Below are 21,137 nucleotides of genomic sequence, written 5' to 3'. Positions count from 1 at the left end.
AACCCCGCCTGCCAAGTATTCAAACGCGTGTTACTATTTTTACCCAAGGGATCGAAACACTCGGACGCAATGGCACAACACATTCTCATCGTGGAAGACGACGCCAGGCTGGCGGAATTGATCGCGGCCTATCTGACCAAGCATGGTTATCTGGTTAGCCTGCATGGCCGCGGCGACACCGCGCCGGCGGTCATCCTGGACGCCCGGCCTGACCTGGTGGTGCTGGACGTGATGCTGCCGGGCAAGGAGGGCTTCGATGTCTGCCGCGACGTGCGCCCGCACTACGGCGGCCGCATTCTGATGATGACGGCGCGCGACGAAGACGTGGATGAAATCCTCGGCCTGGAACTGGGCGCCGACGACTACCTGGCCAAGCCGGTGGAGCCGCGCCGGCTGCTGGCGCGCATCCGCGCCCTGCTGCGCCGCAGCGGCGCGCAATCGGAAGGCGGCGGGGTCGTGGTGGAGAACGACAGCATCACCTTCGGCCAGTTCCGCATCAGCCAAGCCACGCGCGAAGCGCTGCTCGGGGACGAGCAGATCGAGCTGACCACGGCCGAATTCGACCTGCTGTGGCTGTTGGCCACTCACGCCGGCCAGGTGCTGTCGCGCGACGACATCATGAGCGAGCTTCGCGGCATCGGCTTCGACGGCCTGGACCGTTCGATCGACGCCCGCATCTCGCGGCTGCGCCGCAAGCTGGGCGACAACCCCGACACGCCGGCCCGCATCAAGACCGTGCGCGGCAAGGGGTATTTGTTCTCGCGCAGCGATTGGGAATAACCATGTCGCCGAAAAAACTGCGCGTCTGGTTCAAGCCTACGCTGGGCACCCTGTTCGCGCGCTACTTCCTGATCACCATGCTGGTGGAGCTGTTGATCATCATTGGCTTCGGCTTTCTGGTGACCAAGCTGTATGAAACCAGCGACCAATCCAGCCGAGTGCATTTCATGAACGGCACCGTGGCGCTGATTCAAGACCGGCTGCTGCAGCAACCGCCGCAACGCTGGGATGCCGAACTGACCAATCTGTCCAGCCGCTTCAGCTATCCCTTGCGGCTGGTCGATCAGCCGCCGGCAGACATCGCCAAGGACGCCGTTCCGCTGTTGCGCCAAGGCAAGCCGTACCTCGACAGCGACAACCAACTGCTGTACGTGACGATGCCAGGCGACAAACGCCTGCTGGCGCTGGGCCCGCTGGATGTGCAATCCAGCGAGAGCACCTGGATCAGCGAGGACATTCAGGTGCTGCTGGTCTGGATGGTGCTGTCCGGCAGCACCCTGGGCACCCTACTCTATTTCATTCTGCGGCCGCTGTGGACCGATCTGCTGGAAGTGAGGCGCACCGCCGAGGCTTTTGCCGAAGGCGACTTCAGCGCCCGCGCGCGCTCCGCCACCAGCCGGCTGTTCGCGCCGCTGCCGCTGGCTTTCAACAGCATGGCCGAACGCCTGGAGCGGCAGATGGAAACGCGGCAAGCTCTGTCGCACGCCATCGCGCACGAAATCCGCACACCGATCGCCCGCCTGCGCTTTGGCCTGACCATGCTGGAAGAGGAAGAGGATCAGGCCGAGTGGCAACGTTATCGCGACGGGATGGAACGCGACCTCTACGAACTGGAGGACCTGATCAACACCAGCATGGAACTCTCCAAACTCAAGCGCAGCGAAGTGCCGCTTCATCTGGAAACCATCAATCTGTTCGACTGGTTCGACGACTTGATTGACATCGTCACGCCCCTGAAACCCGCCAACCTGGCCTTGACGCTGGACTGTCCGCACGAGGACGGCGCCTTCGACCGCAAGCTGATGTACATCGCCACCCGCAACCTGCTTCTGAACGCTTTCAAGTACGCCCAGAGCCAGGTCAGGATGAAGGTCTACCACCAAGGCGCGCAGCTGATCATAGAAGTGGACGACGACGGCTGCGGCATTCCGCAAGAAGACTGCGACAAAGTGTTCGAGCCCTTCCTGCGGCTGGATCGCAGCCGCGACCGCGCCACCGGCGGCCACGGTCTGGGCCTGTCCTTCGTCCGCTTGATCGCCGAACACCACCACGGCCAAGCCAGCGCCGGCGCCAGCGATCTGGGCGGCGCCCGCTTCCGCATAATCATTGCGCAACCATCGCCGCCGCCGCAATAAGTCACTCACCGTCACAAAGCGCCGACAGGAAGCCAACAGACCGCTTGCCGGCTATTCCGGATAATCCCATCATCAACTCATCAGGGATTAGGCAGCATGGTTTCCACTCGACCGGCGGCGTTGCTGGTACACGGCCTAGGCGGCACCGCATATGATTTGGGCGCGCTGGGCCGCACGCTGGAAGACGCCGACATCGTTACCCACTCCCCGGTGCTGCCCGGTCACGGCGGCTCGCCGGAAGACCTGCTCAGCGTCGGCTGGGAGGATTGGGTGGAAAGCATTCGCAAGGAATACCGCGCGCTGAAGGCCAAGCACAAGGTGGTGCACTTGGCTGGCGTCTGCCTGGGCGGCCTGGTGGCGCTGGAAGTCGCGCGCCGGGAAAACCATCAGGACAAGCTGGCGCTGTACGCGCCGCCGATGTTCCTCGACGGCTGGAGCCTGCCCAAGCTGACCTGGCTGCGCCACGCGGTTTACCTTGTGCCGCGCTTGGCCAAAAAGATGCGCGTGCCGGAAGTGTCGCCGTTCGGCATCAAGAACGTGCGCATCCGCAAGGCCATCCAGCAGCGCTTCGAGCGCGGCGATCGTTTCCACTACGCCTACATCCCTCTGGCCTGCATCCGCGAAGTGGACCGCCTGCGCCGCCAGCTGAAGCGCCATCTGCACGAAATCACCTGTCCGACGCTGATCGTGCACGCCGACGAAGACGACATCACCAGCCCGCGCTCCGCCCACTATCTGATGCAATACTTGGGCGGCCCGGTCGACTTCATGCCGCTGTCCAACAGCTACCACATGGTGATGGTGGACAACGAACGCGCCGAGGTGCTGCAGCGCAGCCTGAAATTCTTCAACGCCGCGCCGCAAGCGAAGGCGTCAGAGCCCTCTTACGGCTGGACCGCCTACGTGGCGGCCTGAACGCCTGACTCAGTTCCATCCCTTTGTACGATTCGGCCCGCCGCTAGGCGGGCAATTTTTTGGTCTTCGCGCCATGGCGGCAGCCGGGCAGCATACGCGCCGGCTCTGCTACAATCGCCCTCTGTTACCCAGATCCATGGACCCCGACATGAGCCACCCGCACAGCGACGCCGTAAAAGCCTTCCTGCTCGACCTGCAAGACCGCATCTGCGCGGCGCTGGAGGGCGCGGACGGCGATGGGCGCTTTGTCGAGGATGCCTGGCAGCGCGAGGCCGGCGGCGGCGGACGCAGCCGCGTGCTCAGCAACGGCGCGGTGTTCGAGCAGGCCGGCGTCAACTTCTCGCATGTCCATGGCGACGCCCTGCCCGCCTCCGCCACCGCGCACCGCCCGGAGCTGGCCGGCCGCCGCTTCGAGGCCATGGGCGTGTCGCTGGTGATCCACCCGCATAACCCGCACGTCCCCACCAGCCACGCCAATGTGCGCTTCTTCATTGCGGAGAAAGCAGGCGAGGCGCCGGTGTGGTGGTTCGGCGGCGGCTTCGACCTGACGCCGTTCTACCCGGTGCGGGAGGACGTGGTGCATTGGCACACGGTGGCGCGCGATCTGTGCGCGCCGTTCGGCCCAGAGGTCTACCCGCGCTACAAGAAATGGTGCGACGAATACTTCTACTTGAAACACCGCAACGAGGCGCGCGGCGTCGGCGGGCTGTTCTTTGATGATCTGAACGAATGGGGCTTCGACCAGAGCTTCGCCTTCATGCAAGCCGTGGGCAACGGCTATCTGGATGCCTACCTGCCCATCGTGCAAGCGCGCAAGGACACGACCTGGGGGACGCGCGAGCGCCAATTTCAGCTGTACCGGCGCGGGCGCTACGTCGAATTCAATCTGGTATGGGACCGCGGCACGCTGTTTGGCCTGCAGTCCGGCGGCCGCACCGAATCCATCCTGATGTCGATGCCTCCGCTGGTGCGCTGGGAATACGGCTACCAGCCGGAGCCGGGCAGCGCGGAGGCCCTGCTCTACACCGATTTCCTGCCTCCGCACGACTGGGTATGAACCAGGATGGGCGGGCCTTCGAGCACCCCACAGCGGCGGCGGGATCGGGTATCCTAACCGGTTTCCCGGCCCCGGCGCCTTCTGACCAATGACTTCGGAATCCTCGATGAACCACTCCAAGGCCACTGCCCTGCCTCGCGCGCTGGAAGCCGCCATCTGGCTGCTGTTCGCGCTGATCTGGTTCGGCAGCTTGGGCTATCGCGGCTTGATCCACGCCGACGAGGGCCGCTACGCCACCATCTCGCTGTTCATGCTGCACAGCGGCGACTGGATCACGCCCAGGCTCAACGGCTTGCTGTACTTCGAAAAACCCATCCTGCAATACTGGATGGGCGCTTTGAGCTTCGCCGCCTTCGGCGTCAACGAGTTCGCCGCCCGCTTCTGGCCGGGCCTGACCGGCTTTCTCAGCGTGGCGGCGGTGGCGCTGACCGCGCGCAAGCTATGGGGCGTGGACGCTGGCCGCTACGCCGCGCTGGCCGCAGGCGGCATGGCCTGGATCATCGCCAACAGCCATTTCCTGTCGTTGGACATGGGCGTCAGCTTCTTCCTGACCTCGGCGCTATGTGGCTTTCTGCTGGCCCAGCGCGACGGCGCCAGCCGCGCCGAAACCCGCTGGGCGATGTGGATCACCTGGGCGGCCATGGCCGGCGCGGTGCTGAGCAAGGGCCTGATCGGCCTGCTGATCCCCGGCGCCACCCTAGTGCTGTACAGCCTGGTCAACTGGCAATGGGCGTTCTGGAAACGCATGCACTGGCTCAGCGGCCTGGCGCTGTTCTTCGCCCTCACAGCCCCGTGGTTCGCGCTGGTTTCGGAACGCAATCCGGATTTCGCCCACTTTTTCTTCATCCGCGAACATTTCGAACGCTTCCTCACCACCGAACACAAGCGCACCGGCGCGCCATGGTATTTCGTGCCCTACCTGATCCTGGGCCTGCTGCCGTGGACCACGCTGCTGCCGCGCCTCGTCAAGGAGGGCTGGAGCGATCGCGCCGCCGGCCTGCGCGTCGGCCGCCTGCTGCTGATCTGGAGCGTGTTCATCTTCGCCTTCTTCAGCAAGTCCAGCTCCAAGCTGCCGTCCTACATCCTGCCGCTATTCCCGGCGCTGGCCCTGCTGCTGGCGCACAGCTTCAGCCGGATGGCCCCGCGCGAGCTGAAAAAGCATATGATTCTGCCGGCTCTGCTGTGGCTGGCCCTGCTCTTCGCCTGGCCGTTCGCCGACCGCTTCGCCAACGCCGACTCGCCGCCAGACGTGATCCTGCCGTTTGCCCGCTTCATCGCCGCCGGCGCGGCGTTGTTCCTGATCGGCGCGGTCTTCGCCTGGCGCGCGCTGGGCCGCCAGCAGATGCTGGCCGCCGTGGCCGCGCTGTCCTTTGGCAGCCTGCTGGCGGTGACGCAGGCCGCCAGCGGCCACGACAGCTATGGCCGGCTCAAGGGCAGCAAGAAAATCGTCGCACAAATCCAGCCGTATCTGACGCCGGACAGCGAAATCTACTCCGTCCGCTACTACGATCAGACCTTCCCCTACTATGTGGGCCGGCCAGTGACGCTGGTGGAATTCGTCGACGAGTTCGAGTTCGGCGAAGGGCAGGAACCGCAGCGCTGGATGCCGCATATCGGGCAATTCGTCGAACGCTGGCGCGCCGCGCCCAAGGCCGTCGCCATGCTGGGCGACGACACCTATCAGGAGCTGCAGAAACAGGGCCTGCCGATGAAGGTGATCTATCAGGACCCGCGGCGCATGGTGGTGGCCAAACCTTGATGGATAATTTGCCACGGAAACACACGGAATGACACGAAAAAATCTGGCCATAATGGTGTCGCCTACCTGACTCTGACAAAAGCCAGCGACACCATCCTGTTTTTTCCGCGTGCTTCAGTGTGTTTCCGTGGCGCTAACTGGTTGTTCTATGAAACTGATTGAATTTGGATTGATCCTGTTCGGCGTGCTGCTGAATGCTGCCGCGCAGCTATGCTTGAAGGCAGGCGTGCGCCAGATCGGCCACTTTGATTTTTCGCTGGCCAATGCCTGGCCGACCGCCTGGTCGCTGGCCACCAATCTGCCCATCATCGGCGGTTTGTCCTGCTATGTGGTCAGCGTGGTGGTGTGGATCATGGCGCTGTCGCGCGTCGAGGTCAGCGTGGCCTACCCCATGCTGTCCATCGGCTATGTGGTCAACGCGCTCTTGGCCTACTGGCTGTTTGGCGAGGCCCTCACCGCGCAGAAGCTGATCGGCATCGCCGTGATCATCGTCGGCGTGGTGGTGGTCGCGCGCAGCTGAAAAACGATTCATTGGCCACGGAAGCACACGGAATGACACGGAAAGATTCACGGCCCCACACGGCCTTCCGTGTGTTTCCGTGTGCTTCCGTGGCTAATTCTCAGGGTTTGATATGGATTTTCTGCCGTTTACCCGTCCCGCCATAGACGAGGACACCATCGCCGCCGTCGGCGAAGTATTGCGCTCAGGCTGGATTACCACCGGCCCGCGTTGCCAGCAGCTGGAAGCCGAGCTGTCCGCCTTCTGCGGCGGCCGCCCGGTGCGGCTGGTTTCGTCCGCCACCGCCGCATTGGAGATGGCGCTGCAGATCGCCGGCATCGGTCCCGGTGACGAAGTCATCACCTGCCCGCTGAGCTGGATCGCCACCGCCAATGTGATCCTGAAAGTGGGCGCGACGCCGGTGTTTGTCGATGCCGATCCACTCACCCGCAATATCGACCTGTCCAAGATCGAAGCCGCGATCACCCCGCGCACCAAGGCCATCATTCCGGTGGACCTGGCCGGCCTACCGGTGGACCGCGACCGCCTGTACGGCATCGCCCGCCGCCATAAGCTGCGCGTGGTGGAAGACGCCGCGCAATCGATGGGCGCCAACTGGCAGGGACGGCGCATCGGCCGCGAGGGAGACCTGATCTCGTTCAGTTTCCACGCCAACAAGAACATGACCAGCGGCGAAGGCGGCTGCCTGGTGCTAAACAACGATGAAGAAGCGCGGCTGTTCGAAAAACTGCGGCTGCAGGGCGTGACCCGCTTCGCCGACGGCACCATGGACGTGGACGTGCTGGGCGGCAAGGCCAATATGACGGACATCGCCGCCATGATAGGGCTCGGTCAGTTGAAAAAACTGGACGGCTTCAACGCCCGCCGCCGCGAACTGGCGCGCCTGTATTTCCAGCATTTCGACCGCTCGCTCGGCTGCGCGCTGCCGCCGGAAGACTTCCAGAACAGCAACTGGCACATGTTCCAGCCACTGCTGCCCTTGCAGCGCATGCGCATCGGCCGCGGCGAGTTCATCGCCCGCATGAAGGCCGAGCACATCGGCGTCGGCGTGCACTACCCGGCCATGCACCTGTTCACGCTGTTCCGCGAAAAGGGTTATGCCGAAGGGCAGTTTCCGGTGGCGGAGGACATCGGCGCGCGCACCGTGACGCTGCCGCTATTCCCGGCGATGCGCGACGAAGACGTGATCCGCGTCTGCCAAACCTTCAGCGCCGTGCTGCGCGCCGTTTTACACTGAGACTCATGAATACCGCCATCAACCTTTCCGTGGTCATCCCGGTCTACAACGAACAAGACGTGCTGCCGGCGCTGTTCGACCGCCTGTACCCCGCGCTGGACGCGCTGAAGCTGCGCTACGAGATCATCTTCATCAATGACGGCAGCCGCGACAAGAGCGCCGCCATGCTGGCCGACCAGTTCGCCCAACGGCCGGACGTCACGCGCGTAGTGCTGTTCAACGGCAACTTCGGCCAGCACCGCGCCATTCTGGCCGGCTTCGAGCACAGCCGCGGCGAACGCGTGGTGACGCTGGACGCCGACCTGCAGAACCCGCCGGAAGACATCGGCCTGCTGCTGGCGGAGATGGACAAGGGCCACGACTACGTCGGCTCCATCCGCCGCCAGCGCAACGACAGCCTGTGGCGCCACGTGGCCAGCCGCGCGATGAACCGGCTGCGCGAGAAGCTGACCCGCATCAAGATGACCGACCAGGGCTGCATGATGCGCGCCTACAGCCGCCGCATCATCGACACCATCAATCAATGCAATGAGCTGCACACCTTCATTCCGGCGCTGGCCTACCAGTTTGCGCAAAATCCGACCGAAGTGGTCGTCGGCCATGAGGAGCGCTTCGCCGGCGAGTCCAAGTACTCGCTGTACAGCCTAATCCGGCTGAACTTCGACCTGATGACCGGCTTCTCCATCGTGCCGCTGCAATGGTTTTCGCTGCTGGGGATGGCGGTATCGGCAGGCTCCGGCATCCTGGTGATCTACCTGATCCTGCGCCGGCTGATCCTGGGACCGGAAGTGGGCGGCGTGTTCACGCTGTTCGCCATCGTGTTCTTCCTGGTGGGCATCGCGCTGTTCGGCATCGGCCTGTTGGGCGAATACATCGGCCGCATCTACCAGGAAGTGCGTTCCCGGCCGCGCTACGTGATCCAGGCGGTGCTGGAGCAGAAGGAAAGCCAAGCATGAGCCGCGCCGTCGTCTTCGCCTACCACAACGTCGGCGTGCGCTGCCTGAAGGCGCTGATCGGCCGCGGCGTCGAGGTCGCGCTGGTCGTCACTCATCAGGACAACCCGAACGAGAACATCTGGTTTGGCAGCGTAGCCCAGACCGCCCGCGACTACGGCATTCCGGTGATCACGCCGGATGACCCGAATGCGCCGGAGGTCGTCGAACAGGTCCAAGCCTGCCAGGCCGATTTCGTGTTCTCCTTCTATTACCGCCACATGCTGAAGGCGCCGCTATTGGAAGCCGCTCGTCGCGGCGCGTACAATATGCACGGTTCGCTGCTGCCCAAGTACCGCGGCCGGGTGCCGATCAACTGGGCCATCATCCATGGCGAGGCCGAAACCGGCGCCACCTTGCACCAGATGAACATCAAGCCGGACAACGGCCCCATCGTCGATCAGATGGCGGTGCCCATCCTGCCGGACGACAGCGCCGACGAAGTGTTCGCCAAGGTCACGCTGGCGGCGGAAATGGTGTTGTGGCACAGCCTGCCCGGCCTGATCGCCGGCAGCGCGCCGCATATCCAGCAGGATTTAAGCCTGGGCGCGTATTTTGGCGGGCGCAAGCCGGAAGACGGCCGCATCGACGCGCAGGCCGGGGCCGCGCAACTGCACAACTTCGTGCGCGCGCTGACGCGGCCGTTTCCAGGCGCTTTCGCCGACACCGCCGCCGGCCGCCTGTTATTGTGGAAAACGCTGCGCGCCGGCTTTGCCGAGCCTGCCGCGCGCGCCGAGCTTTACGCCGTCGACGGCCAACTGTGGCTGCGCTGCTCCGACGGCGGCCGCCTGATGGTGCTGGAAGCGGAGCTGGAAGGCCTGCCGCTGACTGCCGACAACTTCGCCGGCCGCGTTGGAACCGACGCGCTGACGCTGTAAAAGAATTCGATTATTCCGCCTATGGGCGAGTGAGGACATCCAATGAAGAAAGTACTGATCCTGGGCGTGAACGGTTTCATCGGCCACCACCTGACCAAGCGCATCATCGAAACCACCGACTGGGAAATCTACGGCATGGACATGCATGCCGACCGCGTGGCCGAATGGAAGGACCATCCGCGCTTCCACTTCTTCGAAGGCGACATCACCATCAATAAGGAGTGGATCGAATACCACGTCAAGAAGTGCGACGTGGTGCTGCCGCTGGTGGCCATCGCCACCCCGTCCACCTACGTCAACAACCCGCTGCGCGTGTTCGAGCTGGACTTCGAGGCCAACCTGCCCATCGTCCGCCAGTGCGTGAAGTACAAAAAACACCTGGTGTTCCCGTCCACCTCGGAAGTGTACGGCATGAGCCAGGACGCCGAGTTCGACCCGGAAAACTCCCAGCTGATCTACGGCCCGATCAACAAGCCGCGCTGGATCTACGCCTGCTCCAAGCAGCTGATGGACCGCGTGATCCACGCCTACGCGATGGAAGAGGGCCTGAATTACACGCTGTTCCGCCCGTTCAACTGGATCGGCGGCGGCCTGGACAACATCAACACGCCGAAGGAAGGCTCCAGCCGCGTGATCACCCAGTTCCTGGGCCACATCGTGCGCGGCGAGACCATCAAGCTGGTGGACGGCGGCAATCAAAAGCGCGCCTTCACCTATGTCGACGACGGCATCAGCGCGCTGATGAAGATCATCGAGAACAAGGACGGCAAAGCTTCCGGCCAGATCTACAACATCGGCAACCCGGCCAACAACTACTCCATCCGCGAACTGGCGCAGATGATGCTGGATCTGGCCCGCGTCTACCCGGAATACCAGCTGAACGCCGACAAGGTGAAGGTTGAAGAAACCACCTCCGGCCAGTACTACGGCAAGGGCTACCAGGACGTGCAGAACCGCGTGCCCAAGATCGCCAACACCATGGCCGATCTGGACTGGAAGCCGGGCGTGACCATGGCCGACGCACTGCGCGGCATCTACGACTACTACCGCGACCAAGTCGCCGCCAGCCGCGATCTGTCGGTGTAATCCCCAAGCCGTAGGGCGGAAGCCCGGCTCTGCCGGGCGTTCCGCCGCGCGCCCGCAAGCCTCTGATGGCGGAACGCCCTTTGGGGCTTCCGCCCTACTTCCAGACATGGCCGACACCCTGCAGATCGTTCCCTACCGCCCTGGCTGGCCGCAACGCTTTGAACAAGCGGCAGCGACTATCCGCGCCGCGTTGGACAAGCTGGGAAATCAAGCAGTCATTGAGCACATCGGCAGCACCGCCGTGCCTGGCCTCTGCGCCAAACCCATCATCGACATCATGCTGGGCCTGCCGCGGCTGAGCGATCTGGAGCCGTATTTCGCGGCGCTGTCCGCCATCGATTTCAACCATCAGCCGCAAATGGCGGCTGCCATGCCGGACCGGCATTACTTCACCCAGCCCGCCCATCCGCCGCGCCAAATCCATCTGCATGCCGTGGCTCTGGGCTCGGTTTTTTGGCGGGACAAGCTGCTGTTCCGCGACGCGCTGCGCGCGGACCCGCAATTATCCGCAAGCTATGTCGCGTTGAAACAAGAGCTGGCGGAAAGATACGGCGACGACCGCGCCGGCTACACCGAAGCCAAAAGTGGCTTCATCAACGCAGCGCTGACGGCGGCAAAACGGTAAACTGGCCGCCAATTACAGCTTGGCGGAACGCCCGGCATGGCCGGGCTTCCGCCCTACTTTGACACCATGAAAAAACTCGCACTCAAAATAGACGTCGACACCTGGCGCGGCACCCGCGAGGGCGTGCCGCGGCTGATGGACATCCTCAAGCGCCACCAGGCCGGCGCCACCTTTTTGTTCAGCCTGGGCCCGGACCACACCGGCCGCGCCATCAAGCGCGTGTTCCGTCCCGGCTTCCTGTCCAAGGTTTCGCGCACCTCGGTCGTCGAACACTACGGCATCCGCACCCTGCTGTACGGCACCGTGCTGCCGGGGCCCGACATCGGCAAGCGCGAGGCAGCCTTGCTGCGCGGGGTGCGCGACGCGGGCTTCGAAGTGGGCATCCACTGCTGGGACCACATCAAGTGGCAGGACTACGTGGCCGGCAAGGACGCCGCCTGGACCCGCGCCGAGATGAAAAAAGCCGCCGATCGCTTCCGCGAGATCTTCGGCGAGAATGCCTGCACCCACGGCGCGGCCGGCTGGCAGATCAACGACGCCGCGCTGGCGTACCAGAAAGAGCTGGACATGCTCTACGCGTCCGACGGCCGCGGCACGCATGCCTTCCAGCCGGTGGACGCCGTCGGCCAGCCGCTGGGCGTGCCGCAGCTGCCCACCACGCTGCCGACGCTGGACGAACTGATCGGACTGGACGGCCTCAGCAACGACAACGTGCATGAGCATCTGCTGAAGCTGACTGAAGCCACGCCGGGAACCGGCCACGTTTACACCCTGCACGCGGAGCTGGAAGGCATGCGGCTGATGGACACCTTCGACCGCCTGCTCGCCGGCTGGACGCGCCAGGGTTACCAATTGGTCAGCTGCGTCGATCTGTTCCACAGCCTGGATGCCGCCGCACTACCGAAAGGCCGCGTCGTCATGGGCGAAATCCCAGGCCGCAGCGGCACGCTGGCGCTGCAGGCATAAGCCACGCATCGCCCTCAAGACAAAACCCGCCGATTGGCGGGTTTTTCGCATATCGGGCTAGCCACTCACGCGTCTTTTGGCGAGGGACCGTACTGATTGCCGCCCGCTTGGCTATCCTGGCAGTGAAACACCAGCAAGATGAGGACGCCGACCACAGGGATGAACATGATCCACATCCACCAGCCGCTGCGGCCGATATCGTGCAAACGGCGCATAGATACGGCTAATGACGGCAACAATAGCGCCAGTGAATAAATATTTGTCAGCCACTGGTTCTGACTGCCCAGCACGCGGTGCTGAATGACCAACAGCATAAGACTGATGATCAGATTGGTCAGCGCGAAATACCAATACTCCTGGCGCCGCGCGCGGCCGCTGAATACCGCGTACTTGGACAAAACTGAGAAATACCAATGCATCGTGATTCGCTTTTCAGGTTCGCGGATAGGCACGCATGCTGATGCCGCGCCGCAGGACTTTATTTCAAGCATGCCTCTGCATGCTACAAGCATGATAATGCCATGTAAATGAGCATCCTACGCTCTCGAACCATCCCGGAGCCTCTCCATGGACATCGCCCAAATCGAACGCCTGCTGCTGCTCAACCTGGTCTTTCATTACGCCATCCTGATCCTCTGGTTTGGCGTTTTTCATTGCTTCCACGGCTGGCTGTACAGGATGCACAGCCGCTGGTTCCGGCTGTCCGAACCGGCCTTCGATCTGTTGAACTACGGCGGCATCGGCCTCTATAAAATCCTGGTTCTGGTGTTCAACCTAGCGCCGCTGCTGGCGCTGTGGCTGGCATCGCGCTAAAGCCCACCTCCCCCGCAAGCACCGACGAGTCAAGACCACGCGCTTGGGTCAATACGCCTTTCATACCCTATCAATATTTACATTGATTATGTATTTTTAATTAATTATGCTTTTAAGCTTGCCAATCAGCCAAATGGAGGCAGCCCATGCTCAATGCAATCAGCTCATCGTCCTCCCCTGTCGCAACAAGCCCGCGCTCAGACGCGGCCAAGCCGGTCACCACGGGAAGCGCCGCGATCCCCGGCAGCGTGGAAACGCAGATTTCGCCGCTTGCACGACTGCTGGCAGACAGCACCCAATTGATGGAAACCCGAGTAAGCAGCATGCCTCCCTCGGAGCAAAGAAGCCTAGCAGACCAGGCGATGAACCAGATCAGCGGCCCCTCTTACCACGCTCGCCAAAACGAATACGACAGGCAAACACCGCAAAGCGATGACCCCGCGCGACTGCAATTGGCAGCATCTGCAACCGCCTTCCTTCATGCACGCCAAAGCGGCAAAGAAAACGTACCCAATCCCTTCTCGGGTTTAAGCCGAGAACAATTAACCGCCATCGTCAATGACGACAGCGGACGTTTTACTGTCAATGAGCGGCGCGCCGCAGACTATGCCGCCAGCGATCTGGAACAAGCCTGGAGACGCCAAGCAGTGCAAGCCGCCCGTGCAGAATATGAAAGCTCTGGCACCCGGCGTGGATTCTTCGAGGAAGTATTGCGCCATTATCAGAACCTGCCGGTATTAGAACAGGCGCGTTATCCATCAGATTACGTCGAACAGTTGAAAAATCGAATCAGACTAGAACCTGAGATCGTGGATCACGATCGAGAGGACGCAATCTGGTTGCCCATTCGCCAGTTAGACAAAGGCCCTATTTCCAACCCACAAGCAAAACCAATATGAAACACAAGCACCTTCTGACTGCACTCGCGCTGTCGATCGTCTCAACTAGCATACTGGCAGGCCCTGCCGTTACCATCACATTCAAAAATCAAAGCCAAAGGGATGTCAGCTACCAGCCAATCGGCAAAAATGAGAACGAAACCTATGCCAATGCCGCACCCAAGCCCGGTAAATTGGTCAAGGCCAACTCCAGCGACACCTATCTTGTCAGCAGCCCACTCAGCCCCGACGTCAACTATGCCTTCGTCCGCTACACCGACGGCATCCGTCAATGCGAATTCCGTACCACCTTCGTCAACGCGCCCAAGCCGGGCGGCCTCTTAAATAACGGCGTCATTCCGAAAGTGCCGCAATGGAACAAGACGGCCACCGGCAGCGGCGGCGCCTTCTGCAACGCCGAAATCACCTATTACAATCCGGCCACGCTGGAATGGTCGGTCGAGTTCACCATGCGCTAAGCAAAATCCCTGATCCTACACAGCGCCTCCTTGCCATCCTCTCAGTACTGCCTGCGTCGGCGCGTTGGCTCAGGTTCTCTAACGAGGTTTGGTTAGCGGCTCTAAGCGGGATTCAGAAAACACAAACGGCGACGGCCTTGCGACCGTCGCCGTTTTGTTTTGAACCTAGCCGGATTTAAAGATCGCGCTTGTTCAGAAAAAGCGTCAGCGTCAGCCCACCCTCACCGTCATTTTGCGACTGGATGTTCTTCAGCGTGATGCCGGACGGCAACAGCACGCTGATGCCGTGGCCCACGCCGTAGCGCGACAGCGTCTTCTCCAGCTGCTTGGCCACGCCTTTGGCCGGCAGCCGCGCCTCGTCGTCCAGCTCAAAGCCGTAGGATTCCGCCGCGCTGCCCAGCGCCTCCTCCACCTGCTCGCGCGGCACAAAGCGCTCGGCGGCGGCGGTCAGCGCCTTGGCCTGCACCTCCTCCGGCTGGCTTTCCACCAGGGTCAGCAGCTCGTCCTTGAAGCGCGCCTGCTCGACCGGATCTTCGATCTCGCCCGACAGCTGCTCCACCACGCTGGCCAGCATCTTGCTGCTGGACGCCTTGTCCGGCACGCGCAGCGCCTTGAGGAAATCGTCCAGCCAGAACTTGGCCTCGCGGCTCAAGCGGTCCACCGCGTAGACCGTGGGGCCGTGCTCCAGAATCAGCGCGCCCTTGTCGATCAGCCGTGGATTGATGCCCGATGCGTGGCTGATGTCGAACACGCCGCCGCCTTCGATGATGGTGAGGAAGTCGTCGCGGATCTCGGACTTGAACACGCCCAGCGCCCGCAACTCGCGCTCGCCGTCGGTGAGGCCGGCAAACTGGATCACCAGCAAGTCGCCGGCGCTGATATTGGGGTGTTGCGAGCGGCCGTACAAATGCTTGGCGATGCGCTGCGAGACTTCCAGAAAATCGACCTCGCCGCGGAAGAACTGGCGGCTGTAATGGTAGACCTCGTTCAGATTCAGGTCGGTCTCGTGGACGAACTGGTGCTTTTTGCGATCGGACACGATGCCCTTCAGATAGCCGTCCAGCAGCATGCCGGACACAGCTTCATCCACCAGCGTGGTGCGTTCGGACAGTTGCAAGGGCTCGCCGCGCGTCGGGTTGCCCACCCGGTGCACCACCATGGATTCCACCCTCGATTCCGCAATGATCATGCTCATTTCCCACTCCGCTAGACAATGCCGGCGATTATGCCCGCCGCGCCGCTGAAAACGCAAAAAAGCCAGGCGCGAAGCCTGGCTTTTTGCTGAATCTGGTGGAGGGAGAAGGATTCGAACCTTCGAAGGCAGAGCCGTCAGATTTACAGTCTGATCCCTTTGACCGCTCGGGAATCCCTCCAGAGCGGCGCATCTTATCGGCTTGTAATCTGGCTGTCAACCATTCAAGGCATCCGGCAGGCGCGGCGATAAGCGGGACGCTCCAGGCAGCACCGCAAAATGAACATGTCATTCACAGATGTCCGCGCACGCCGTTTCCCCTGTGCATGCCATAGCCATGGCCAATGCCATCAACCTTGATCTACCGCTTTGTCGATAGCGTCCCATGGCCGCCAAGCTGCCTGACTCAACTTGCCATACCTTTTGCGGAATTACGATGCACACCCCACCCGCTGTTTCACGCCGCTCAACCCCGACAATACGACTGGACAGTTTTCCACTGTTCGAAAGCCTCCCCCCGGATGTGCTGAGCCACATCGAACGTCATGCCACCCTGATCAGCGGTAAACAAACACGGCTGCTGTTCTTGCGCGGCGATCCGGAGAACTTCATCGGAGTGGTACTGCAGGGTAACGCCTACCACACGCTTCAGGAACCCGACGGACACGAAGTCATCATCGACAGCTCTGGCCCAGGCGACATCGTGGGGGAAAGCGCGCTGCTGCACCCAGGGCGGCGCACCTGCACCGCCCAGCTCAGCCGCGACTGCCGCTTGCTGCTGCTGCACCGCCAGCATTTCCATCCGCTGCAGGCTGAGCCTTTGCTGATGGCTCGCGTCCAAGAGCAATTGTGCAAGCGGCTGCAGCGCGTCAGCAACTTTGTTGAAACCGTCTGCCTGTACCGGCTGGAGGCGCGACTGGCACGCCATCTGCTGATGGAAATCGATCAACGCGGACGAGCCGGCCCCGGCGGCCCCATCCTGCCCATGACTGTCAATCAGACCGTACTCGCCGCCATGCTCAATGCCAGCCGGCCGCGGCTCAACGCGCAGCTGAAACAATGGCAGCGCGCCGGGCTGATCCAGCTGTCCCGCCATGCGCTGCAAGTGTGCGACCCCTCCCGACTGCAAGAAATTGCCAGACAGAATTGATAAGACAAATGCCTATTTTAAATTCAATTAGCATTCACATGTCACATAAGTAACAGATAAGCCTCTTGCATTTCGCCATCCTGCAATCCCCATTGTCATGAACGGATGGCGAAATGCTGAACCAAAATATCGCTCCCATGCCCCCGCTGGGCCATTGTTTCGATCAAGTCTGGCGCGAGGTCCACGCCAAGCTGCAACGCCGCGCGCGCCATTTGTGCAAAGGCGATGTCCACCGCGCCGACGAGCTGCTGTCGGACACTGCCCTCAAGGTCCACCTGTATTTGCAGCACTCGCCGGACAAGGTGCAAAACCTGGCGGGCTTTCTGTTCCTGGCGCTGAACCACGCCTTTCTCGACCATGTCCGCCGCAAGGGTCGGGAAGGCAAGGTGATCGATCCCGACACCGAACTGGACAGCGATCCGGTGCATGCGCACGCCGGCAGCGCCCCCACACCGGAACAGCAGCTCTCCCTGAAGCAGCAGCTCGCGCGCATGGACAGCGCCATCGCCGCCCTCAAGCCGGAACAGCAACAACTGTTCCGTCTGAAATTCGAGGAAGACCTGCCCTATCCGCAAATCGCCGCACAGCTGGGCATCAACGAAGCGCTGGCGCGCAAGCGGGTGGAATTGCTGCGCAAAGCGTTGCGCAAGCAGTTGGAAACCGCTTTCACGCCGCCCGCCGGCGCCCGTTCCTCGAATCAACTGTCGGTTCAACCCCTTTGAAAACCAAGGACCCAGGCCATATGACCCACTTCTACCCCCCCTCGTTTGCCAGCGCCTTCGCGCTGTGCACCCTACTAGCTCTGTTGCTTGAGAGAGCGCTGGCCTTGTTATTGCCTCGCTCCCATAGCTCACTTCCCTGGTTTGAACTGTGCTGTCTCTGCTGCGCATACCCACTAAGCCAGCTGTTGCGAATCGCCCCCGCAGCAGCCCTGCAGCCGGTGCTGTTGCCCCATGCTGCGGATGCGGGCCTGACGGCCCTAGGGATCATCGCGCTGGCCGGCCTGCTGCGGCATGCCCGAAGCAATAAGTCGCAAGCCGCCCCCAAACAAGAACGGCGCGTTTTCCGCTTGGGCAGCCTGACTACATCACCCTATCCCCTACGCCCGGAGCGCCGGAAATGACCACCACGCTAAGCAATCTGATCAGCGGTTTGAAAAAGGCCGTGATTGAAGCGCAGCGCAGCGTCAGCCATCAACACATTGAGGAACTGCGCCAGTTCTTCGTGCCGGACCGCGAGCAAGACCCCAAGCTGCGCTTTCCCGAAGGCGCCTGGACCGCGCGCATGGTGGGCATGAATGTGCCCAAAGAAGTATGCCGCAACGGCGCGGTAACGCTAGAACACCACGAAGTGCAAGTGCCCTTGATCGCGCTGCTGCCGCTGAAAAGCTACGCGATTGAAAAAGTGGAAGTGCTGACCACCCTCAGTCTGGCGCTGGCGGAACAGGCGCACAGCGAAGCAAACGAAGACGCTGCCGACGTGCTGGTATCGATGCGCCGGCAAGACGAACAAACCGCCGAGCTGAAAATCGTCATTCAGGCGCAAGAGCCGCCAGCCGGTTATCGGCAGCTGGTCGCCGCCTACGAAAAACTGCTTAACGCCCAGTTGCCCACTTAAACCTCGCACCGTCAAAGGAGAAAACATGCCTGACACAAACGATGAAAAACTGCTGAGCATGGCCCAGCACTTTTCCGGCCTGCCGATGAAGGCGCTGATAGGCGGGCCGCTGCAGGCCGCTGTCCAGGCACAACACGGATTGGCGCTGGCGCAAACCCAAACCTTGCTGGAAACCGGCTTCAGCCGCGTCACTGACGCCCAGGGCAAACTGACCGGCTACCGGCCGCTGACCGCCGCCATCGAGCTATCGGCCAGCAACGGCCCCGCCTCATCGGCCCTGACGCTCAACCTCCCGGTGATGACACTGCTGCAATTGCCGGCGCTTGCCATCCAATCGGTGGACATTGCCTTCGACATGGAAGTGAAGTCCAGCTTCGAACGCGAAACCAACGACCAGAACGCCAGCAAGCAGGAAGGCGATGCTACTTGGGACGCGCGCGCCGGCTGGGGCGTGTTTGGCGTGGAGCTGAAGGGAACGGTCGCGCGCGCGTCCAGCCAGACTCGACAAGACAAGCAAGACAGCAACCAGAGCAACAGCGCCCACTACCATGTGGAAATCAAAGCCGAGCAACAAGCCATGCCAGAAGGCGTCAAGCTGCTGCTGCAAGCCTTCAGCAAAACTCTGGAGACCAGGCCGCTCGAATCTCCGCCGTCCTCGCAGCCTTCGCCGCCTCTTGCAGCCAAATCCTCGCCGGCATGACGCGCGGCAACGCCGCCCACCATCGGCCAGGCGGCAAGCTCCCATATAGCGCTTTTCCCCTTCGGACATCGCCCCTGGCCGCCCGCCCACCCGCCACGGAGACCTCAAGGATGAACTTTATGTTGCTGCACTTCATATCGATGCCCTCTGCGCTGCAAATCGCCGCCTGGGCCATATCCGGCTGCGCCATCGCCATTGCCACCCATTTTGTCATGCGCCGTTTCGCGCCAGAACACATCACGGAGAAGCAGAGCGACGAAGTCGGCGTCATCATCGCCGTAGTCGGCATCTTCTATGGCCTGATCATCGCCGCCCTGCTCGTCCGAGCCATCGCCCATTTCGACGCCTCCATGGAAATCGCGGAACGCGAAGCCAGCCTCTCCAGCACGCTGTACCGCCTCAGCGCCCAAGGGCTGCCAGAAGCCAGCCATAAAGTCAAAACCGGCCTGCAAAGCTATCTGGAAAATGTGATCCGGCATGAATGGCCGCGCCAGCAAAAAGGCGAAGAAGTGCCGGTTTCCTCATCGCAGCTAGGCCATCTGAGCAAAATCCTCGCCACGGTCCATCCCGCCACTCACCGCGAAGCGGAATATCTGACCCTGGCCCAAAACAAACTCAACGAACTTTACGCCAGCCGCCACACCCGGCTGTTCAACCAGGCCATGACCATTCCCTGGGAAATCTGGACCGTCAGCCTGATAGGCGAGGTGCTGCTGGTGTTCTTCGCCTGGCTGATGCATGTGCCCAGCAAGGGCGTGCACTTCTTCCTCACCTGCGCCATGGCCGTCTCCATCTCCATCGTGCTGGCCATCATCCTGATCTACGACACGCCTTTCTACGGCGACATCAGCGTTTCGCCGGAACCCTACGAAAAAGCGCTGCGCGCCATCCGCGCGGGCAGCCTGGATTTGTAACCTTGGAAAAACTTTTCACATGCGCCAGGCGGCGGCGTCCCTATGGCAAGCGCATGAAGCGCGCATCCCTCTTCGACCCCGACACCAGGAGCAATCATGGCAGACAACACCGCAGTCAACGGACAAATCACCGACGCCGTCACCCAGACCAACGTCAAGGTCGTGGCCGAAGCCCCGGCCCAGGCCATGGCCTCGCTATACCAAGTGGCCAGCCACTCCGCCGGCCTGGCGCTGCAAAACTCGGTGCACAGCCAGCAGGCGCTGAACCAGATCAACAGCGCGGTGATTTCCAAAGCGGTGTCCATGATCCTGTCCGTCGGCGACAAGAGCTGACGCCATTAAGCCAGGGAGGATGGAAGCATGGGCCTGACAGACTTTATCAAGAACAAGCTGGGCGGCGGAGCCGCCCCCTCATCGGCGGCGCAAGCCGCGCCCAGCCCCAGCGGCGACGCCGTGCCACCGGCGGACGCAAACGCGCCTGCCGCAGCCACCAATCCCGCCGCCCCCCCTGCCGCAGAGAGCGCCGCCCCCGCGCCCAATAGCGCGCCAGCCGCCTCGCCCCCAACGCCAACGCCAACGCCAACGGACAACGCGCCGCCCTCCCCCTCGGCGTCGGCATCGGCTGCCAACAGCCAGCCTGCGCCCGCCGCCGCCCCGGCCGCGCCGCCCCAGCCCGCCGCCCCGCCGCCCTCCGCCAGCCCGCTGCGCGGCCTCACGGAAAAACTCAGCACCGCGCCGACCGGCGGCGGCGGCAGCGACGCGCTGAACAGCCAGATCGTGCAGGCGGTGCAGCTTTCCAATAGCGAAACCGCCGCCTACGCCGGCAACCAAATCGCCGTCGCGCCCAACATGATGATCACCCAGGCCGGCGGCCTGGTGGCCCAGGCCGGCGCCAATTACTTCGACGGCGCCAGCAAATTGGCCCTGGCCAGCAAGAGCGTGCTGCTGAAAAACATGACCGAGAAATTCGCCGCCGAGGACGTCAAAGGCGGCATCGAGGACGCGCTAGGGATTTTGATCACCGATCTATTGGTCGGCACCGCCGCCGCGGTGGCGGCGGCGGCAGGGGCAATGGAAGGCGAGGCGGCGCATTTTGCCTTGGACAAGATAGATCAGAGTTTAGAAAAATATCAGAAATTAGTTACCTCCAAGAGCACATAGCATATTCAACACTTTGAATTACACAAAGACCCATCTGTGCAAAACAGTTTACACGCCAAAAAA

Annotated in this window: 24 protein-coding genes and 1 tRNA gene; 22 read left to right on the top strand and 3 right to left on the bottom strand. The window is 62.2% G+C overall.

Going from position 1 to position 21,137, the window contains the following annotated elements; genetic code table 11:
- Positions 1 to 69 precede the first annotated feature (69 nt).
- The 12 genes from BI343_RS12225 (at position 70) to BI343_RS12170 (ending at position 12,170) form a co-directional block, all read left to right on the top strand.
- The gene (locus BI343_RS12225; RefSeq protein WP_071109887.1) at positions 70 to 780 is read left to right on the top strand and encodes a winged helix-turn-helix domain-containing protein; all 711 of its coding nucleotides are present in this window, start codon (positions 70 to 72) and stop codon (positions 778 to 780) included.
- A 2-nt stretch (positions 781 to 782) separates the two neighbouring features.
- Entirely contained in the window at positions 783 to 2,135 is a 1,353-nt protein-coding gene (locus tag BI343_RS12220; RefSeq protein ID WP_071109886.1) for an ATP-binding protein, read from the top strand.
- Positions 2,136 to 2,231: 96 nt separating this feature from the next.
- Positions 2,232 to 3,050 (top strand): alpha/beta hydrolase, encoded by an 819-nt coding sequence (locus tag BI343_RS12215; protein WP_071109885.1) that lies wholly within the window; start codon positions 2,232 to 2,234, stop codon positions 3,048 to 3,050.
- A gap of 148 nt (positions 3,051 to 3,198) precedes the next feature.
- On the top strand, positions 3,199 to 4,107 hold the full coding sequence (hemF, locus tag BI343_RS12210) for an oxygen-dependent coproporphyrinogen oxidase (RefSeq protein ID WP_071109884.1): 909 nt from the start codon (positions 3,199 to 3,201) through the stop codon (positions 4,105 to 4,107).
- Between the two features lie 106 nt (positions 4,108 to 4,213).
- Positions 4,214 to 5,866: an ArnT family glycosyltransferase gene (locus tag BI343_RS12205; protein WP_071109883.1), complete on the top strand. Its 1,653-nt coding sequence runs from the start codon at positions 4,214 to 4,216 to the stop codon at positions 5,864 to 5,866.
- Positions 5,867 to 6,014: 148 nt separating this feature from the next.
- A complete protein-coding gene (locus BI343_RS12200) occupies positions 6,015 to 6,386 on the top strand; it encodes an SMR family transporter (protein WP_043628054.1) in 372 nt (123 codons plus the stop codon).
- 112 nt (positions 6,387 to 6,498) lie between these two features.
- The gene (locus BI343_RS12195) at positions 6,499 to 7,623 is read left to right on the top strand and encodes a DegT/DnrJ/EryC1/StrS family aminotransferase (protein ID WP_071109882.1); all 1,125 of its coding nucleotides are present in this window, start codon (positions 6,499 to 6,501) and stop codon (positions 7,621 to 7,623) included.
- 5 nt (positions 7,624 to 7,628) lie between these two features.
- On the top strand, positions 7,629 to 8,579 hold the full coding sequence (locus tag BI343_RS12190; RefSeq protein WP_071109881.1) for a glycosyltransferase: 951 nt from the start codon (positions 7,629 to 7,631) through the stop codon (positions 8,577 to 8,579).
- The gene (locus tag BI343_RS12185; protein WP_071109880.1) at positions 8,576 to 9,493 is read left to right on the top strand and encodes a formyltransferase; all 918 of its coding nucleotides are present in this window, start codon (positions 8,576 to 8,578) and stop codon (positions 9,491 to 9,493) included. Before BI343_RS12190 ends, BI343_RS12185 begins: the two co-directional genes overlap by 4 nt.
- A 42-nt stretch (positions 9,494 to 9,535) precedes the next feature.
- Positions 9,536 to 10,579, top strand: a complete 1,044-nt coding sequence (locus BI343_RS12180) for a bifunctional UDP-4-keto-pentose/UDP-xylose synthase (protein WP_071109879.1) — start codon at positions 9,536 to 9,538, stop codon at positions 10,577 to 10,579.
- Positions 10,580 to 10,685: 106 nt separating this feature from the next.
- Positions 10,686 to 11,204, top strand: a complete 519-nt coding sequence (locus BI343_RS12175; protein WP_071109878.1) for a GrpB family protein — start codon at positions 10,686 to 10,688, stop codon at positions 11,202 to 11,204.
- Between the two features lie 66 nt (positions 11,205 to 11,270).
- Entirely contained in the window at positions 11,271 to 12,170 is a 900-nt protein-coding gene (locus tag BI343_RS12170) for a 4-deoxy-4-formamido-L-arabinose-phosphoundecaprenol deformylase (RefSeq protein ID WP_071110022.1), read from the top strand.
- 65 nt (positions 12,171 to 12,235) lie between these two features.
- Here BI343_RS12170 and BI343_RS12165 read toward each other — a convergent pair whose 3' ends face one another.
- Positions 12,236 to 12,661, bottom strand: coding sequence for a DUF805 domain-containing protein (locus tag BI343_RS12165; RefSeq protein WP_211269424.1), 426 nt, complete (start codon positions 12,659 to 12,661; stop codon positions 12,236 to 12,238).
- A 76-nt stretch (positions 12,662 to 12,737) separates the two neighbouring features.
- Between BI343_RS12165 and BI343_RS12160 the strand changes: the two genes are divergently transcribed.
- From BI343_RS12160 to BI343_RS12150, 3 genes are all read left to right on the top strand, one after another.
- On the top strand, positions 12,738 to 12,983 hold the full coding sequence (locus BI343_RS12160) for a DUF6868 family protein (protein ID WP_071109876.1): 246 nt from the start codon (positions 12,738 to 12,740) through the stop codon (positions 12,981 to 12,983).
- A gap of 146 nt (positions 12,984 to 13,129) precedes the next feature.
- The gene (locus BI343_RS19705; RefSeq protein ID WP_139165717.1) at positions 13,130 to 13,882 is read left to right on the top strand and encodes a hypothetical protein; all 753 of its coding nucleotides are present in this window, start codon (positions 13,130 to 13,132) and stop codon (positions 13,880 to 13,882) included.
- Positions 13,879 to 14,340: a hypothetical protein gene (locus BI343_RS12150; RefSeq protein WP_071109874.1), complete on the top strand. Its 462-nt coding sequence runs from the start codon at positions 13,879 to 13,881 to the stop codon at positions 14,338 to 14,340. Before BI343_RS19705 ends, BI343_RS12150 begins: the two co-directional genes overlap by 4 nt.
- A 175-nt stretch (positions 14,341 to 14,515) precedes the next feature.
- On the opposite strand, the gene BI343_RS12145 is transcribed toward BI343_RS12150, so the two are convergent.
- Entirely contained in the window at positions 14,516 to 15,535 is a 1,020-nt protein-coding gene (locus BI343_RS12145) for a nucleoid-associated protein (RefSeq protein ID WP_244886635.1), read from the bottom strand.
- Between the two features lie 93 nt (positions 15,536 to 15,628).
- Positions 15,629 to 15,713: transfer RNA gene (locus BI343_RS12140), tRNA-Tyr, on the bottom strand.
- Between the two features lie 204 nt (positions 15,714 to 15,917).
- Here BI343_RS12140 and BI343_RS12135 point away from each other — a divergent pair.
- The 7 genes from BI343_RS12135 (at position 15,918) to BI343_RS20190 (ending at position 21,074) form a co-directional block, all read left to right on the top strand.
- On the top strand, positions 15,918 to 16,682 hold the full coding sequence (locus BI343_RS12135; protein WP_211269423.1) for a Crp/Fnr family transcriptional regulator: 765 nt from the start codon (positions 15,918 to 15,920) through the stop codon (positions 16,680 to 16,682).
- A 113-nt stretch (positions 16,683 to 16,795) separates the two neighbouring features.
- Positions 16,796 to 17,404 (top strand): RNA polymerase sigma factor, encoded by a 609-nt coding sequence (locus BI343_RS12130; RefSeq protein WP_083340930.1) that lies wholly within the window; start codon positions 16,796 to 16,798, stop codon positions 17,402 to 17,404.
- Between the two features lie 397 nt (positions 17,405 to 17,801).
- Positions 17,802 to 18,299, top strand: coding sequence for a DUF2589 domain-containing protein (locus BI343_RS12120; protein ID WP_071109872.1), 498 nt, complete (start codon positions 17,802 to 17,804; stop codon positions 18,297 to 18,299).
- A gap of 25 nt (positions 18,300 to 18,324) precedes the next feature.
- Positions 18,325 to 18,999, top strand: coding sequence for a DUF2589 domain-containing protein (locus BI343_RS12115; protein WP_071109871.1), 675 nt, complete (start codon positions 18,325 to 18,327; stop codon positions 18,997 to 18,999).
- Positions 19,000 to 19,118: 119 nt separating this feature from the next.
- Positions 19,119 to 19,913, top strand: coding sequence for a bestrophin-like domain (locus tag BI343_RS12110; protein WP_169829012.1), 795 nt, complete (start codon positions 19,119 to 19,121; stop codon positions 19,911 to 19,913).
- Positions 19,914 to 20,009: 96 nt separating this feature from the next.
- Entirely contained in the window at positions 20,010 to 20,246 is a 237-nt protein-coding gene (locus BI343_RS12105; protein ID WP_071109869.1) for a RebB family R body protein, read from the top strand.
- Positions 20,247 to 20,273: 27 nt separating this feature from the next.
- A complete protein-coding gene (locus tag BI343_RS20190) occupies positions 20,274 to 21,074 on the top strand; it encodes a hypothetical protein (RefSeq protein WP_211269422.1) in 801 nt (266 codons plus the stop codon).
- The last annotated feature ends 63 nt before the right edge of the window (positions 21,075 to 21,137 follow it).

It is taken from the genome of Chromobacterium amazonense (genome assembly GCF_001855565.1).
Taxonomy (GTDB): Bacteria; Pseudomonadota; Gammaproteobacteria; order Burkholderiales; family Chromobacteriaceae; genus Chromobacterium; species Chromobacterium amazonense.
This window is presented reverse-complemented; position numbering and strand designations above follow the sequence as displayed.

Coding starts and splice junctions, on each gene's coding strand:
- BI343_RS12225 (WP_071109887.1), top strand. CDS start 70: ATGGCACAACACATTCTCATCGTGGAAGACGACGCCAGGCTGGCGGAA.
- BI343_RS12220 (WP_071109886.1), top strand. CDS start 783: ATGTCGCCGAAAAAACTGCGCGTCTGGTTCAAGCCTACGCTGGGCACC.
- BI343_RS12215 (WP_071109885.1), top strand. CDS start 2,232: ATGGTTTCCACTCGACCGGCGGCGTTGCTGGTACACGGCCTAGGCGGC.
- hemF (WP_071109884.1), top strand. CDS start 3,199: ATGAGCCACCCGCACAGCGACGCCGTAAAAGCCTTCCTGCTCGACCTG.
- BI343_RS12205 (WP_071109883.1), top strand. CDS start 4,214: ATGAACCACTCCAAGGCCACTGCCCTGCCTCGCGCGCTGGAAGCCGCC.
- BI343_RS12200 (WP_043628054.1), top strand. CDS start 6,015: ATGAAACTGATTGAATTTGGATTGATCCTGTTCGGCGTGCTGCTGAAT.
- BI343_RS12195 (WP_071109882.1), top strand. CDS start 6,499: ATGGATTTTCTGCCGTTTACCCGTCCCGCCATAGACGAGGACACCATC.
- BI343_RS12190 (WP_071109881.1), top strand. CDS start 7,629: ATGAATACCGCCATCAACCTTTCCGTGGTCATCCCGGTCTACAACGAA.
- BI343_RS12185 (WP_071109880.1), top strand. CDS start 8,576: ATGAGCCGCGCCGTCGTCTTCGCCTACCACAACGTCGGCGTGCGCTGC.
- BI343_RS12180 (WP_071109879.1), top strand. CDS start 9,536: ATGAAGAAAGTACTGATCCTGGGCGTGAACGGTTTCATCGGCCACCAC.
- BI343_RS12175 (WP_071109878.1), top strand. CDS start 10,686: ATGGCCGACACCCTGCAGATCGTTCCCTACCGCCCTGGCTGGCCGCAA.
- BI343_RS12170 (WP_071110022.1), top strand. CDS start 11,271: ATGAAAAAACTCGCACTCAAAATAGACGTCGACACCTGGCGCGGCACC.
- BI343_RS12165 (WP_211269424.1), bottom strand. CDS start 12,661: ATGCTTGAAATAAAGTCCTGCGGCGCGGCATCAGCATGCGTGCCTATC.
- BI343_RS12160 (WP_071109876.1), top strand. CDS start 12,738: ATGGACATCGCCCAAATCGAACGCCTGCTGCTGCTCAACCTGGTCTTT.
- BI343_RS19705 (WP_139165717.1), top strand. CDS start 13,130: ATGCTCAATGCAATCAGCTCATCGTCCTCCCCTGTCGCAACAAGCCCG.
- BI343_RS12150 (WP_071109874.1), top strand. CDS start 13,879: ATGAAACACAAGCACCTTCTGACTGCACTCGCGCTGTCGATCGTCTCA.
- BI343_RS12145 (WP_244886635.1), bottom strand. CDS start 15,535: ATGAGCATGATCATTGCGGAATCGAGGGTGGAATCCATGGTGGTGCAC.
- BI343_RS12135 (WP_211269423.1), top strand. CDS start 15,918: ATGGCCGCCAAGCTGCCTGACTCAACTTGCCATACCTTTTGCGGAATT.
- BI343_RS12130 (WP_083340930.1), top strand. CDS start 16,796: ATGCTGAACCAAAATATCGCTCCCATGCCCCCGCTGGGCCATTGTTTC.
- BI343_RS12120 (WP_071109872.1), top strand. CDS start 17,802: ATGACCACCACGCTAAGCAATCTGATCAGCGGTTTGAAAAAGGCCGTG.
- BI343_RS12115 (WP_071109871.1), top strand. CDS start 18,325: ATGCCTGACACAAACGATGAAAAACTGCTGAGCATGGCCCAGCACTTT.
- BI343_RS12110 (WP_169829012.1), top strand. CDS start 19,119: ATGTTGCTGCACTTCATATCGATGCCCTCTGCGCTGCAAATCGCCGCC.
- BI343_RS12105 (WP_071109869.1), top strand. CDS start 20,010: ATGGCAGACAACACCGCAGTCAACGGACAAATCACCGACGCCGTCACC.
- BI343_RS20190 (WP_211269422.1), top strand. CDS start 20,274: ATGGGCCTGACAGACTTTATCAAGAACAAGCTGGGCGGCGGAGCCGCC.